11 protein-coding genes are annotated in these 16,223 nt (G+C 39.6%); 3 read left to right on the top strand and 8 right to left on the bottom strand.

What is annotated here, in order from left to right; genetic code table 11:
- Window positions 1–645, bottom strand: a complete 645-nt coding sequence (locus HDE68_RS10975) for a gluconate 2-dehydrogenase subunit 3 family protein (RefSeq protein WP_183881817.1) — start codon at window positions 643–645, stop codon at window positions 1–3.
- A 280-nt stretch (window positions 646–925) separates the two neighbouring features.
- Between HDE68_RS10975 and HDE68_RS10970 the strand changes: the two genes are divergently transcribed.
- From HDE68_RS10970 to HDE68_RS10960, 3 genes are read left to right on the top strand one after another with little or no spacing between them, the layout of a single operon-like run.
- Window positions 926–1,876 carry an NAD-dependent epimerase/dehydratase family protein gene (locus HDE68_RS10970; protein WP_183881815.1) on the top strand — a complete coding sequence of 317 codons (951 nt, stop codon included), beginning with the start codon at window positions 926–928 and terminating at the stop codon, window positions 1,874–1,876.
- An 18-nt stretch (window positions 1,877–1,894) separates the two neighbouring features.
- Window positions 1,895–2,620, top strand: a complete 726-nt coding sequence (locus HDE68_RS10965; protein WP_183881813.1) for a YebC/PmpR family DNA-binding transcriptional regulator — start codon at window positions 1,895–1,897, stop codon at window positions 2,618–2,620.
- A gap of 55 nt (window positions 2,621–2,675) precedes the next feature.
- A complete protein-coding gene (locus tag HDE68_RS10960) occupies window positions 2,676–2,996 on the top strand; it encodes a hypothetical protein (RefSeq protein ID WP_183881811.1) in 321 nt (106 codons plus the stop codon).
- Here HDE68_RS10960 and HDE68_RS10955 read toward each other — a convergent pair.
- From HDE68_RS10955 to HDE68_RS10925, 7 genes are all read right to left on the bottom strand, one after another.
- Window positions 2,980–3,762, bottom strand: coding sequence for a prolyl oligopeptidase family serine peptidase (locus HDE68_RS10955; protein WP_183881809.1), 783 nt, complete (start codon window positions 3,760–3,762; stop codon window positions 2,980–2,982). The genes HDE68_RS10960 and HDE68_RS10955 overlap by 17 nt on opposite strands.
- An 85-nt stretch (window positions 3,763–3,847) precedes the next feature.
- Complete coding sequence (locus HDE68_RS10950) at window positions 3,848–5,560, bottom strand: RagB/SusD family nutrient uptake outer membrane protein (protein ID WP_183881807.1); 1,713 nt, start codon at window positions 5,558–5,560, stop codon at window positions 3,848–3,850.
- 15 nt (window positions 5,561–5,575) lie between these two features.
- A complete protein-coding gene (locus HDE68_RS10945) occupies window positions 5,576–8,845 on the bottom strand; it encodes a SusC/RagA family TonB-linked outer membrane protein (protein ID WP_183881805.1) in 3,270 nt (1,089 codons plus the stop codon).
- A gap of 307 nt (window positions 8,846–9,152) precedes the next feature.
- Window positions 9,153–11,450 carry a beta-glucosidase BglX gene (gene bglX, locus HDE68_RS10940; protein WP_183881803.1) on the bottom strand — a complete coding sequence of 766 codons (2,298 nt, stop codon included), beginning with the start codon at window positions 11,448–11,450 and terminating at the stop codon, window positions 9,153–9,155.
- 71 nt (window positions 11,451–11,521) lie between these two features.
- Complete coding sequence (locus HDE68_RS10935) at window positions 11,522–13,264, bottom strand: discoidin domain-containing protein (RefSeq protein WP_183881801.1); 1,743 nt, start codon at window positions 13,262–13,264, stop codon at window positions 11,522–11,524.
- Window positions 13,265–13,271: 7 nt separating this feature from the next.
- The gene (locus tag HDE68_RS10930; protein WP_183881799.1) at window positions 13,272–14,624 is read right to left on the bottom strand and encodes a glucoamylase family protein; all 1,353 of its coding nucleotides are present in this window, start codon (window positions 14,622–14,624) and stop codon (window positions 13,272–13,274) included.
- Between the two features lie 96 nt (window positions 14,625–14,720).
- Window positions 14,721–16,217: a RagB/SusD family nutrient uptake outer membrane protein gene (locus tag HDE68_RS10925; protein ID WP_183881797.1), complete on the bottom strand. Its 1,497-nt coding sequence runs from the start codon at window positions 16,215–16,217 to the stop codon at window positions 14,721–14,723.
- Window positions 16,218–16,223: the final 6 nt, after the last annotated feature.

Below are 16,223 nucleotides of genomic sequence, written 5' to 3'. Positions count from 1 at the left end.
TTAAGCGTAAACTCTTTGTCCAGGTTTTAAATCGACACAGCCATCGTAACGGCCGGGAATATCAATGTATTCTAATGCTTGTGTAGCACCGATTTCGGAGGTGAAATAACCTAGCAGGGTTAAATCTCTCGCTATTGCAAAAAAGTATGAGGGACCTTGCGGACCATATTTAGCAGCTTTAACAGTATTTGTCAGTGCTTTTGGTTTAGCTTTTTCGGCGGCTGCGGCTTTTTCACCATCAGCTTTCTGTGCAGCAACAGTCTCGTCTCTTACTTTACCCAGTAATTGCTCACGTTCTTTTACAGAAATTTTAAGGAATGAATTGTTGAATTCTTTCTTAGATCTGGCTTCCAGATCTTCCAGGCCCTTGATGAACACATCCTGTGCTTCTTTAGGATAGCACTCTTTCACCATCATGGAAATCCATGGGCCAACTCCGGCAGCTTTCGCGCCAGGTGTTTTTGTTGAAGGGATGATGACGTCCGCTATTTCTGTGATCATCTGGTCCTGATCAGCTGAAAATATTCCCGCTCCGTTCTTGGCAGAAGGGGTGTTACAGCTGTCAAGAAATACTCCAATTGTAGTAGCAGATAATGCGCCTCCCATTAAAAAGGCAATGTTTCTGACTGCTTCTCTTCTTTCCATACTTTAATATTTGGTTATTTAAGGTGTTGTTTTTACACTATCAACTACTAAAAATAGAAAAAAAATATGCGGAATGAACAAAATATTGGTATTTAATTCTCAGTTATCATCCTTTTGTTACACCCTATATTCATTCTAAATAAGGATTTAGCAATAGCGCGCTTTAACATATATCCAGAGACTGTTCAGGCACTGATCTTTACTTTAATCATGACTAGTGTAAAAACATTTTTCAACAGGTTTCACACAATTTTTTACCTTTGCCAAAATCAAATGACCAATGACTGAAAAAATACTAGTATTAGGCTCTAATGGGCAGATAGGAACTGAACTGGTGACTGCACTGCGTAAGACTTATGGTGAAGACAATGTAGTTGCCTGTGATATCCGACGTCCTGATTATGACATTAAGAATTCAGGACCTTTTGAATTCGTGAATGTTTTAGAGAAGGATACTTTAAATACAATTTTTAATAAATATAAACCAAGTCAGGTTTATTTACTGGCAGCATTATTATCAGCTACAGGGGAGCAGAATCCAAAGCTTGCCTGGGACCTGAATATGAATGGCCTGCTGAATATTCTTGATCTGGCGATTGTATATAAAACTGCAAAAGTTTACTGGCCTAGTTCTATCGCTGTATTCGGACCTAATTCTCCGAAGGATCAGACTTCACAATTCTGTGTGATGGATCCAAATACTGTTTATGGAATCAGTAAATTAGCTGGTGAAAGATGGTGTGAGTATTATCATCAGAAATTTGGTCTTGACGTAAGAAGTATCCGTTACCCTGGTTTGATCAGCTGGAAGGCTGCACCTGGTGGGGGTACAACGGATTATGCGATCCATATTTTCCATGATGCATTGAAAAAAGGAAGCTATGCTTCTTTCCTTTCTGCAGAAACGGAATTGCCAATGATGTATATGGATGATGCTATCCGTGGAACAATAGAATTGATGGATGCCCCGGCAGATCGTATTTCTATCCGTTCAAGCTATAATTTTGCGGGTGTAAGTTTCACTCCTGAAATTCTGGCTGCAGAAATCAGGAAACATATTCCGGATTTTACATTAACTTATACTGCTAATGATCCACGTCAGCAAATAGCTTCAAGCTGGCCGCGTTCGATTGAGGATCAGGTTGCAAGAAATGACTGGGGCTGGAAGCCTGAATTTGATTTGTCAAAAATGACGATCGATATGTTAAACAATTTAAAAAAAGTAGGGTAAACCTCTATAATTTATACCATGGGAAGAGCATTTGAGTTCAGAAAAGAAAGAAAATTTAAGCGTTGGGCTAAAATGGCCGTACAGTTTACCCGTATAGGTAAAGAGATTGTAATGGCTGTAAAGGACGGTGGTCCGAATCCTGAAACGAATTCACGTTTACGTACAGCAATCCAAAACTCTAAAGCGGTAAATATGCCGAAAGACAGAGTGGATGCAGCGATTAAACGGGCATCTAATAAGGATGAAAATGGTTACGAAGAGCATGTTTATGAAGGATATGCACTTCATGGTGTAGCTATATTAATTGAAACAGCTACTGATAATACGAACAGAACTGTAGCGAACGTACGTAGCTATTTCAGTAAAACTGGTGGCTCTTTAGGTAAAACCGGCTCTCTTGATTTCATTTTTAACCGTAAATCTATTTTCAGATTTGTACCAGGTGAGAAAGATATGGAAGAACTGGAGTTTGAACTGATTGATGCCGGCCTGGAAGAATTGTACCTGGAATCTGATGAAGAAGGTAACGATATCGCAGTTGTTCAGACCGCATTTGAAGATTTTGGTAAAATGCAGAAAGCACTGGAAGATTTAGGCTTTGAAATGAAAAGCGCGAAACTGGAAAGAATTGCAATGTCCACAACCCCTATTTCTGAAGAACAAGCAGTTGACGTTTTTAAACTGATCGATAAGTTAGAAGAAGATGATGATGTACAGGCAGTATATCATAATATGGCAGAATAACGGGGGGGATTCTCTGAGAATAAAAAAACCAGAAGTAATTTTCTGACGGGCGTTCATGAAAAATGAACGATGTCAGAAAATTACTTCTGGTTTTTTTATTCACATCCTAACTAGGGGAGTTGGGAAAGAAAGAAAGAAAGAAAGAAAGAAAGAAAGAAAGAAAGAAAGAAACCCCTGGGTTTATCGCGAAAATAAGTCCGGTGAGAATAAAAAAGTCGCTGGCAGTTTTCTGACATTGTTTATTCTTTATGAACGTCAGAAGAAAACTGCCAGCGACTTTTTTTTATATTATGGATACATTTTTAAGAACTGCCTTTTGGATTGCTTTCAGGAATCACTTTCAGGATTGCTTCTAAAAATTACTTCTTGTGACTAAACAACCATGGCAAAAGCTGCGGCTCAGCGAAAGCCGAATCCCAGCTGTTATGGTTTGCGTCAGGGTAAAGCGTGAATTTTACTTCCTTTCCAATAATTTTTAACTGATTTGCGATTGCCGTAGATCCCGCTGGTGGTACCACATCGTCTTTTCCACCGTGGAAAATCCAAAGGGGAATCTTTTTGTACTTATCTGCATTTGCAATGTTATCACCGCCGCAGATTGAAAATGCAGCAGCGAAGGTTTTTGGTTTACGCCTCAAAAGCTCAAATGTCCCCATACCACCCATAGATAATCCACCGATATAAACCTGCTGATGATTAATGTAAGGTTTATCAAGAATGTTATCTATCATGCCTAAAAGGGCCTTCATGGCTTTTGTTGGCTTTCCACTTTTTTGGTAATTAAAGACTCTTTTTCCAGTGGAATCAGAAGACATCTCTACATTAGCCCAGAAACTGTCTTCAGGACACTGAGGGAAAATTACAATTGCAGGGTACTGCTTACGGATGTCATTTCTGAGAAATAACTTTCCGCCATGTGTTAATTGTTTAGTGTTATCATTTCCTCTTTCCCCACTACCGTGAAGAAAGAACAGTACAGGGTATTTTTGCTTAGGATCGAAATTTTCAGGAAACAGAATACGATAGGAGATGCTGTCTTTACCATCGATAAAACTTCCCTTGTCGTATTTTTTGAAGTCCTGAGCCTTTGTTTGTAAGGTCAGCAGGAGGGAGAACCAGAGGATTAATTGGAGATGCTTCATGCGACTAAATTAAAAAACCCGCTCGAAATTAAGCGGGTTTTAGAGAGAATTAATGTTTATTTAGATGATTTATTTCATTTGAATGTTAGTAACCAGGGCTTTGTACTAATTTACCCTGACTTCTGTCAATCTGATCCTGTGGCAATGGCCAATACTCATCACGTGGTTTCAGACTGATACCCTTAAGGTAATCGAAGTACCCCCCCTCAAAGGTAAAGTAGCTTTCCAGAGTTGTTTTCGCAATACCCCAGCGTACAAGGTCAAAGAACCTGTGACCTTCCAGTGCCAGCTCTAACCTACGCTCAAAACGAACAGCAGTTCTGGCGTAATCAGTACTTGGGAAAGAAGTATAAAGACCTACTTTATAAGCTGCTGCAGGTGCTCCATTGATCGTTTGTGGAGTGATTTTCGCTGCACGTTGTCTCACCGCATTTACCAGTGTCATTGCTGTTCCAAGATCACCTGTTTCTACAGCACATTCAGCAGCCATCAGATAGATATCTGCCAGACGGATCAGGTTAATATTTAATCCGGTTACATTCGGACTTCCAGGAGCTAATCCGCTGGTAAACTGAGCAACTTCAATTGTGTTTTTAATCGGAAGGAATGGTCCGCCATTACTCGCATCACGAATCCAGGCATCACCAGGCATGATTCCCCAGTCACGATAAGGAACACCTCTTCGGCCTAGAGTAGATTCAATCCTTGGATCTAAAGCTAAAGCGGTATTCACTTTATAGGCATTCTTTTGATCTACCGTTAATCCTAAATCAGAAGTATATGGATTGTTCCGGTAACTTCCATCTAATAATGGTAAACCAGCAGCATCAACTTTGAACGAGTTAGCCAGGTCAATTGTTGGCTGGAAGAAACCACAGCAGTTGATTGGCGCAGTTCCAGAAGGGAAGTTTAACATATCTCCCACGTTTCCGTTATCGCCACCTGTACCATCTGTTCCTACAGAATTCTGAACAGCAACAATCGCTTCCGGACCATCTTCTTTAGTGATATCGAAGTTATCCGTATAAGGTAAATTTACAAGACTTGGTTTTGCAGTAATAATAGCGTTAAACTGTGCATAGGCCTCAGCATATTTTTTCTGATATAATAATACTTTTCCAAGATAAGCCTGTGCAGCATATTTATCCATACGCGCCTTCTGACCTTTTGGTTTGGTAGTATTCAGGTTTGCTACTGCTGCCTGCAAATCTTCGATAATGTTAGGATAAATATCCTTATCGTTTGGTACGATAGCTCCATTGGTAGCCTCAGTAACATAAGGAACAACTTTAAACACCCTAACTAAAAAGAAATAATAATGGGCACGAAGTACTTTAGCTTCGCCCTGAATTTCTTTCGCACGTGCATCATCAAATTTAGTACCACCACCACCAGATTGCAGTGAAGCTAAAATTTTAAGGGTGTTGTTACAGCGCTGAATACCTTCAAAACATCTGTCCCATAAATTTGATAAATTATCATTTGTACTCGTTGGAGCATGTCTTTCTATAGCGTTCATGTTTGGCTGATCACCATTGCTACTACCTTTATGGGCATTGTCAGAAGCAACCTCACCAAACAACCACTGGCTGGGAGCAGCACCGTAATTGCCCCATGTGCCGCTTACATTACCATTGAGTAATCCATAGGCACCTACCAGTAAACCTTCAACACCATCCTGTGTAGTCAATTGCGATTCCGAAAGTTCCCCTTGCGGCTGAACCGTCAGAAAATTCTTCTTGCAGGATAACGTACTGCAAATCATGAAGGATAAGAAAATATATTTTAAGTGTTTCATCTTTGTATCTTTTAATTAAAATCCAACATTTATACCAATAAGGAACTGACGCGGTGAAGGGTAAATTCCCTTGTCAACGCCAAGTGCTGAGAAAGTATCAGCTGGTGCCCCCGCATTTCCAACAGCAGCAGAAGCATCTCTTGTCTGACTAACTTCCGGATCAAGACCAGTATACTTTGTAATTGTGAAAAGGTTGGTTGCACTGACATAAACTCTTAATCTGCTGATGCCTGATTTTGGTCCGAATGCTTTAGCTGTTGGAATTGAATAACCGATCTGGATATTCTTCATCCTGAAGAAGCTGCCTTTTTGTACATAATAGCTTGAAGAAGCATATTCCAGATCTGATGCACCTACATAAGAAGAAGGAATCTGACTTGAAGTGTTCGTTGGGCTCCATGCATTTAACAATCTTGTACTTTTTGCACCGTCAAATGATGGGAAATCTGTGAAGTAACGAGTGGCTTCAAAAAGATCATTGCCCTGAACCCCATAAAAGAAGGTTGCAATATCCCAGTTTTTATAAGAAGCATTTAAATTGATACCGTAAGAGAAGTCAGGATTCGGATTTCCAATAATCGTACGATCTTTAGCATCAATTACACCATCGCCGTTGATATCAGCATAACGTAAACCACCAACCCTCGCTCCAACATAAGATGGATTGTTAGCAATATCTGCCGCACTTTGATAAATTCCAGCTGTCTGGTAACCATAGAATGAACCAAAAGGAGCACCTTCCTGCAATACACTGGTTTGTAAACTTCTGTAATTGCCATAAACCTGGTTGAAAATACCTGGAGCAAGCTTCACAATTTTATTGACGTTTTTAGAGAAATTCAGTCCGATATCAAATTTAAAAGGACTGTCTGATTTTTTTCCATAGTGATAAGCCACGTTAAACTCAATACCCTTATTGCTCATATCACCAATATTTACATAAGGTGAACTTCCCATTCCTACTACACTCGAAGGCTGTGGTAAGTTATAAAGCATATCGGTGGTTTTTTTATTATACCAGTCTGCCGATCCATCAAATGCACCATCAAATAAGGTAAAGTCAATACCTACGTTAAGAGATTTTACAGATTCCCATTTGATGTCCGGGTTTTGATAAGCATTTTGCCAAACACCAGTAGTTAAGCTATTTCCTCCGCCTGTTGCATAGCCTGCATTAGAAATAGAACTCTGGAATCTGTTAAGATACTGGTTAGAAGGTATTCTTTGATTACCTGTTTCTCCATAACCTACACGGAATTTGAAGTCAGAGATCCATTTAACACTTTTCAGGAAGTCCTCTTCAGAAATTCTCCATGCTGCACTCGCTGCCGGGAAATAACCATACTTGTTGGCCGGTCCAAAGTTAGAAGAACCATCACGACGAAGGGTAGCACTCAATAAGTAACGGTCATTATAAGAATAATCAACTTTACCAAATAAAGAGAAAAGTGATCCGATTGCACCGTAACTAGAGTTACTGAAATTTGAAGAACCAGTGTTCAGATAATAATAATCCTGATTTCCTAAAAGGAAGAAATCATTTCTACCTGCATTTAACTGGCGCGATTTAGATCTGATAGCCTCTGTACCTACTAATACATTTAGTCTGTGCTTCTCATTGAATACTTTACTATAGTTCAATGTATTTGACCAGGTCCACTCTGTCGTATAACCCATGTACTCATTTAGATTATTAGAGTTGTTGCCCTCCGAGAATTCAAGGTTTGGATAACGCATCGTTAAACCGTTAAAGTTCTCATAGCGCAGACCGAAATTAGTCTTCAAAACAAGTCCCGGTAAGATATCACCTTCAGCATATACATTTCCGAAGAAGAAGTTACTTTTGTTTTTGTTGTCTTTTGCACGGTAAAGGAAAGCTAATGGATTTTCAGCATTACCTAACTGGCTGCCGCGGCTTCCTGCAAAATTTCCGTTAATATCATAAACCGGAATAATTGTTGGTATACGATATGCCCAGCTGATTGCACTTCCCTGATCCTGATAATCTCCTGACGTATTTGGATTTACACCCAGACCATAGCCTTCAGAATAACTATACTGCGCATTTTCACCAAAACGTACCTTTTTATTAAAGGCAGAAATATTAGTGTTTGATCTGAAGTTATAGCGTTTAAAGCCTGTGTATTTGATTGTTCCTTTTTGATCCAGATAACCACCCGAAAAAGTATAAGTGGCATTTTCTCCACCACCAGTGGCACTTAACTGATAGTTTTGAACCGGAGCAACATCTGTAATTTCGTCAAACCAGTTAGTTCCCTGTTTATTCGCTCTGGTAATCTGATAAAATGTAGCAGGGTCACGGCTGTAATTGTATTTAGACGGATCTGCATCAGCAGGAGTAATTTCCTGACCTGTTTTTGAACCTGCAACAAGATAGTCTGGTAATGTAGGTACTGAACCTGATCCATAGTTTGTTCCTGCTGCAATAGTTTTTCCGGCATTGGTATAGCCATCAAATACATATTGCGCATATTGCTGCGGATTCATCATTTTTGGAAAAGTGCTTTTTCTTGGGACCTGAGTACCATAATAAGAATCAAGCGTAATTTTTGGCGTTCCGGCTACCCCTTTTTTAGTCGTGATGATCACAACCCCATTATTCGCTCTTGATCCATAAATGGAAGCAGAAGATGCATCTTTCAGTACCTGAAGACTTTCGATATCATTCTGGTTAAGCCATGATAACTTACCTTCAAATGGTACTCCGTCAATCACATAAAGTGGTTCATTATTGTTAATTGTACTGATACCACGGATTCTGATCTGTGGTGTTGAACCTGGTGCCCCGTCATTGATGATCTGTACACCGGTCGCTTTACCTTGTAAAGCTTCAACAGCACTTGCAGCAGGCTGAGCTTTTAACAGGCCCATATTAACTACTGCTACAGAACCAGTTAAATCCTTTTTACGCTGTGAAGAGTAACCTGTTACAATGACTTCTGTCAGATTGTTGTTGTCAGCGAGCAAGACAATCGTCACATTGCTTTGTCTGCCAACCGGAACTTCTTTTGTTCCATAGCCAACAAAGGATACAATTAATACATCTGATGGTTTTACATTTAGTGCAAATGCACCATTGGCATCTGTGGTTGTGCCACCGGGGGCATTTTTGATTTTGATTGAAGCGCCTATAACGGGTAGTTTATCATCGCTGGCGATGACCTTTCCGGTAATTTTGCTTTGAGCCATTGCTGTGAAAGCAAATGACAAGCCCAGGCACAAGAGAAGGAGGACCCTCTTGAAAAGTGGTAAAATTCGTTGCATAAGTTATATTTGGTTTAGGTGAAGGGATGATTAGTTATAAAGCTGTTTTTCTATATATTTAATTTTAAAGGTGAATAAAATAAGCGGGTGTAACTGATACACAATGGTATATGTGTAGTTCGTACACTATATCTAAACTAAAGAAAGGAAAGTTTAAATGCAACAGTTAAAGAAATTTATTTTTCACAGGTCGACATTAAGCTTCTGAAATTGGTCAAAACGGGGCTGAATATTTTTTAAATATTTTCCTGATTAAACAGAAAAAGCCCATCAGTTAATTACTGAGGGGCTTTTTAAAATGATTTGATTAAAGCGTAAAACCGAATTTAGCTGTCGAAACATCTCTTGAATTTGAACCAATAAATACATTAAAGTCACCAGATTCAGCTGCAAATTTTAAATCTGTGTTATAAAACTTAAGCATTTCTGCATCGATAGTAAATGTAACTTCTTTAGATTCACCTTTTTTCAGGAAGATTTTTTGAAAACCTTTTAGCTCTTTAACCGGGCGTGTCACAGAACCATAAATATCCTGGATGTATAATTGAACTATTTCATGTCCGTCAAAGTTTCCGGTATTTTTAACCTCTACAGTTGCTTTGATAGTCTGACCGCTTTTTAGAGTTGATTTATCTAATTTAACCGGTGAGAAAGTGAAATTTGTATAGCTCAGACCGAAACCAAATGGGTATAAAGGATCATTCGAGCTATCGATATAACGTGATTTAAATTTCTCGTTTGAAACACCATCATATGGACGACCAGTGCTTTTATGATTGTAATAAAGAGGGATCTGACCTACATTTCTTGGGAAAGTAGCAGTCAGTTTACCTGAAGGGTTATAATTACCTACCAATACATCAGCAATTGCATTTCCTGCTTCAGTACCACTGAACCATGTTTCTAAAATAGCAGGAACATTGGCATCTTCCCATTCCAGTGTTAATGGACGGCTGTTCATTAACACTAAGACAATCGGTTTACCAGTAGCTGACAAAGCTTTTAATAAATCTTTCTGATTAGGCAATAAATCAAGGTTGGTACGGCTTGTTGCCTCACCACCCATAATTGCACTTTCACCGAGTACGACAACAGCAATATCAGATTTCTTTGCTGCAGCTACTGCTTCATCAATTAATTGTTTTGGTGATTTTGCATCAGCTGTAATATCAGCACCATTCGCGTTAATTTGTTTTAATATAGCTGCATCATCAACTAAATTAGCACCTTTAGCATAAGTGATGTTCATATCAGGAGCGACATTTTTTAATCCTTCAATTACGCTGATCGCTTTTTTCCAGTCACCTGCTGCACTCCAGTTACCAATCATATCACGTTTATTATCCGCCAGCGGACCAATTAAAGCGATCTTCGCATTTTTCTTTAATGGAAGTAATTGATTGTTGTTTTTCAATAGCACCATCGAAGCAGCTGCAATGTTTTTTGCATCCAGTCTGTTTTGTGCCGACAGGATTTCTGTTTTTGCACGTTCTTCATTCACATACTTATATGGGTCTTCAAATAAACCAAGTTTGTATTTTGACTCAAGAATTCTGCGGCAAGCGATATCAATCACTTCCTGAGTGATTTTTTTCTCTTTCAATGATTGTTTTAAAGTAGAAAGGAAACCTTCACTTACCATATCCATGTCAGTTCCGGCATCCAGTGCTTTTGCACTCACCGTTTGCAGATCACCCAGACCATGAGCAATAAGTTCACTTACACCAGTATAATCACTAACTACAAAACCTTTGAAACCCCAGTCTTTACGCAATAAATCTGTTAATAACCATTTATTAGCAGTAGCCGGTGTTCCGTTAATATCATTGAAAGATACCATTACAGTTTCAGCACCTGCATCAATAGCTGCTTTATAAGGAGGTAAATATTCATTATACATTCTGATCAGACTCATATCTGTGGTATTGTAATCTCTTCCACCTTCGGCAGCGCCATATAAAGCAAAATGTTTTACAGAAGCCATAATCGCATCTTTATTAGAAAGGCTGTTGGTCTGGTATCCTCTAACCATAGCAGCACCGATTAATGAACCCAAATAAGGATCTTCACCAGAACCTTCAGATATTCTTCCCCATCTTGGATCTCTTGCAATATCCACCATAGGAGAGAAGGTCCAGTTTAAACCGTCAGCACTTGCCTCTCTTGCAGCAATACGTGCACTTTTTTCAATTAAATCCATATCCCAGCTTGCACTTAAGCCTAAAGGAATAGGGAATATAGTTTTGTGACCATGAACAACGTCATATCCGAATAACAAAGGGATCTTTAAACGTGATTTGGTCATTGCAAGCTTTTGTAATTTAAGTACAGCCTGCGGAGTGAATGTATTGAAAACACCTCCTACCAGGCCCTTTTCAATCTTTTCATCTACTCCCTGACTTAAAATAGGACCCGTTACATCAAAACCTACCGCCGGAAGGTTCAATTGTCCGATTTTCTCATCCACTGTCATTTTAGACATTAGATTGTTGATGAAGGTGTTCATCTTCTGGTCAGTCGCGCTTGCAGCTTTTTTCTGTTGTGCAACTAGAGTGTTTGCACTGAAAATAGCCGCCAGGAAAAATAAGGAAGTCGTTTTTTTCATGAGTGTATATTTTTGTTTAATGGTATTCGAGCTGGCATTGCCAGGTTTTCATTTGTGTATTGCGTTTTCTTTTAATTAACCCTGATTACTTTTGATCTTTCAGAGACTCCATTTTCATTGATGGCTTCTATGCAGAAATAATAAGGCTTTTCTTTATCCATTCCCTTATACCAATATTCATTGGCCTGGTAAACCATGATGCTATTGTATAATTTATCAGGCGCAGTGCCTAAATAAATATTATACCCATAGGCACCATCTACAGTATCCCACCTGATCCAGGAATTTCTTTTGTCTTTTTCTGTTCTCAGCACAGTGAAATCTTTCACTGCTGCTGGCTGCTGACCGTTACCATGACCAAATACCCTTAACCCGCTAATGGCAAATTTTCCGGTTGGCATATGGATATTTTCCAATCTGATAAAGCGGGCAGAAACAGGTTTATCCAGTTCTATATAATCATGAGGGACATCTGTTTGGCTGGCACTTTTATCGGCCAGTATCTTCCAGTTTTTACCATCTGCAGAATAGGAGAGTTTATATTGGTGATAAACACCTTTTTGTTTTCCTGAAAATTCAGCATCCTGGTCTGCATAATTAATCTGTACTGCATTTACCTCAGATAAGTTCCCTAAATCAGACTGTATCCATTCCCCTTTTTTAGCACTTTGCGCACTCCAGTAGGTTTTGATATTTTCGTCTACTGCATTATTTGCAGTATAGCCACCCAGTGTAGAAGAAACAGTAACCGGTTTATTATAATTCAGCAGCATCCAGCCTGTAAAACCGGACTTTAAATGATCAGTAGCTTTTGTTGGCAGGTAATGCGGATAATCACCAAAGGCGGCGTCCATATACATCACGTCGTCTTTATCAAATCCAGCAGGCCAGATACCCAGCCGGCGTTCAAAATTATTCTTCACAGAAACGACCATTGTCGAAACATGCCAGTAATTTTTCCACCTGTCCTGAAAAGTAGCTCCATGACCAGCACCTCTTGCAAAACCTCCGGGTTTATAAGAAAGCGGTAAGGACTGATGCTCAAACGGGCCAAGCGGACTCTTTGAAATAGCTACACCATCGGCATAACCACTAAATTCTGTTGCCGGCCCACCATACTGTAAATAATATTTACCATGATATTTAGTCATCCATGCGCCTTCAATAAAAGGATCAAGAAAAGTATTGTCCAGGTTTTCACCGAAACGCTGCCATCCGTATCTCTGGTCATTAAGCAGTAACAGTTCTTTTCTTGTTCCGATAGGGGCAAAAGTTTTTCGGTTCAGCTCCACACCATATAAGGGGTATTGATTACTGCTGCCGTTGTACATATATAATTTTCCATCCTCATCTACAAAATGAGCAGGGTCCCATCCACCAATTTCAAATTCATGTACTACTTCTTTCCACGAATCCTTTTTGGGATCTGTACTCATCCATACCGGGAAATTCTTTGAATAGGTAGAACCAAAAACCAGCATCGTATCACCCTGTATCCATACCGATGGGGCACATAAATCATCATAGACCTTATGCTCCGGACGGAGGAATGAACGGGATACAAAATTCCAGTTGTATAAATCAGCACTCCACCAGTAACCCATCTGGTTTGTAGAGAACAAAAAATAATCTCCTTTATAGTTTACAATGACAGGGTCTGCTGTTGCGCGATGTTTTCCCTGCTTAGTAAAATCAGGAATAGGGGTATAGCCATAATCCAGGTTTAGCGGATTACAATAGGTCAACTGTTTTTTCTGCGCAAATAAGGCACAGCCTGAAATCAAGAAGCATAATAACAGAATATTCCTTTTCATCGGCATTTTATTTAGTTAACGCAGGGCTTTCAATACCCAGTTTGTTTAAACCGTTTTTAACATCCGGATTGCTCATAAACAATTTCCAGAGTAACCCGCTGCGGTAGTTTTCTATCATACAGATAATAGGCCCCTGATCAATAGCGAGGTGCGATTTCGCATACCAGTTATGTTCCTCGCTAAAGCCATCAACAAAGCCATATTCACTCCATATTTTATCACCTAAATCAAAGTAGAAGTGTTTTAAGGCTTTCATTGAATATTCAGGGGTATAGGGGAAAGCTGATAATGCAGCAGTAGGGCTGATCACACTTAAATCCTCAGCAGGAGAGTGTGCAGCATATCCCTGCCAGCTATCACTGGCAGTTAATCCCCAGCTATTTTCACCGTAGCCTTTAAATTTTTTCGGATTTTCAACGCAATAGGCATGATTAATTAAAGTATGGTTTTTATTCTGTTCAAAATAATCTGCGTAACGATCTTTCAATCCGCGCGGATCCAGTCCTAAAAAGGAATATTGTGAAAAGAATAATGGGCCGCCAAAATCAAAACCAAGCGGAAGGGTAATCCCTTCAAATTTCTTTCCATTGAAAAAGGTATTGCTGTTCGCCCAGCCTTCTTCGTAAACTTTTTTATCAATAGCAGATTTAGGCGAGGATGCGGCCAGTACATAAGTGATAAAACATTCATTCCATCCTTTAATCTGGTGGTTCATGCTCCAGCCATTATTAGGGCTCCAATGCCAGTAAAGTACATTTTGTTGTTGAGTGAACCAGTTCCATTCTACTCCTTCCCACATCCATAGTATTTTATTGCGGATATCGGTTTCTACAGCATTGTCAGCTGTATAATATTGTCTTGCGGTTAGTAATCCCTGAAAAAGCAAAGAAGTCTCTACAATGTCAGCTCCATCATCTTTAGGACTGAAACGGATTACTTTTCCTGTTTCCCCATTTAACCAATGCGGGAAAGCACCATGAAACTGATCGGCTTTATATAAAAAGTCTACAATTTTTTTAGTTCTTGCAGCAGCCTGTTCGCGGGTAATAAATTTACGCTCAGCAGCTACAATAGTTGCCATCACCCCAAAACCTGTTCCACCAATTGTAACTACTTCATTGCCATATTCGAAAGCAACATTACTGCGCTCACGGGCCATTCCGCTTACCGGGTGACCAAAGTCCCAGAAATATCTGAAAGTCTGTTTCTGTACCAAATCAAGAAGCTGATCGTCAGTCAGTTTTTTCTGTATTTTCAATTCTGGTTTAATACCTTGAAAAGCTACTTCTTTCTTTTGAGCCAGGGCTGAAAAGTTAACAGCAGTTAAAATAAGCAGGCTAAGTATAGAGTTAAATTTCATTTCGTAACGGTGTATTTAGTTTGCAGGGTCTGAATGATGTTAAAAGAGGTTACCAGGCTAAGCCCGGCAACCTCTCAGAATTGTGTGTGGTTTGAATTAATAACCTGGGTTTTGAGTGAGTACCCCACCACTCAGATCGACTTCTGTTTGTGGGATAGGCCAAACTTCATTTCTATTTGCTTTCCATCCTTTAGGACCGAAAACTGCGGCAGCTCTTCCCTGACGGATAACATCAAAGTAGCGGTCAAATTCCATAGCAAATTCTACACGTCTTTCTCTGTAGATAGCTGCACGTAAAGCGGTCTGATCTGTAGTTGTTACTGCAGGCAGGATATCAGGATTTCCCTGACGTGCTCTTTTTCTCACTTGTTCAAGTGAAGATAAAGCCTGACCAGAATTACCCAGTTCGTTCGCTGCTTCTGCATTCATTAATAAAACATCAGAATAGCGAAGCATACGTACATTTTGTTGCGCACCTTCATTGAAACCACTTACATATAATTTGAAAGGAACGTAAGATTTCATGTTGTACATTGGGTTATCACCAACTGCAGGGATCACATCTCCTTCAGGAGTAGTTGTGCCTCTGAAAAGGATAGTACCTGATCTTCTTGGGTCACCAGGCTCGAAAGCAGCAGCTAAATCAGCAGTAGGAACATTGAACCCCCATCCGCCACCATCTACACCGCTTGTACCACGTACACCCTGTACCTGTGAATACTGTGAATTCGATGCGCTTGCATTTCCAGATAATAAAACACACTGAACTTCAAATATAGATTCTGGTCCGTTTTCATTAGCCAGTCTGAATACCTGTTCAAAATTAGGTAACAATGAATAACCCATGCCCATTACCTGGTTGGTATAATTTAATACATCTCCCCATTTCTTTTGGTACATCGCTACCTTAGCATGTAAAGTTAAAGCAGCGCCTTTGGTTGCTCTTCCTAAATCTGCAGCTGGATAGGTTTGTGGCAAAATAGCCTCAGCTTCAGCCAGATCTTTTTCAATTTGTGCATAAACCTGAGCAGCAGGCGTCTGTGGCAAATTATAATCCTTGTTAGGATCAGTTGGAACATGCAGACGTAAAGGGATATTACCAAAAGCACGAACTAACCTGAAATAAGAGAAAGCTCTTACAAATTTAGCTTCAGCCAGGTATCTCGCTTTTAAAGCCTCATCCATTACAATTGCAGGGACATTATCAAGAACCTGGTTTGCATAATTGATATTTCTGTATTGTCCGCTCCAGAAACCACCAATATTTCCCTGTGCAGGATCTACACTAAACTGATCGAAGTCATTGAAAAAACTTGCATCACTAGGTGTACTTCCTTTTTCGGCGTCATCAGAACCCATACTTTCAATTGCAATAGCAGGGAAAGCTGTATTCTCCCATGAACGCAGGTTACCATAGATTGCATTTACACCTTTTCCAGCATCTTCTGCTGTTTTCCAGAATACGTCACTGCTTTGTTGTCCTTGTTGAGGGACATCTAAAAAGCTCTTTTTACAAGCAGGAATAATGGCAATAGAAACGATTAGGCCAAGACCTAAAACCGTCTTTGTATATATGTTTTTATTTTGTTTCATGATGTT

The organism is Pedobacter cryoconitis (assembly GCF_014200605.1).
Lineage (GTDB): Bacteria > Bacteroidota > Bacteroidia > Sphingobacteriales > Sphingobacteriaceae > Pedobacter > Pedobacter cryoconitis_B.
The sequence above is the reverse complement of the archived record's forward strand: the minus strand, read 5'-3'. Positions and strand labels throughout refer to the sequence as shown.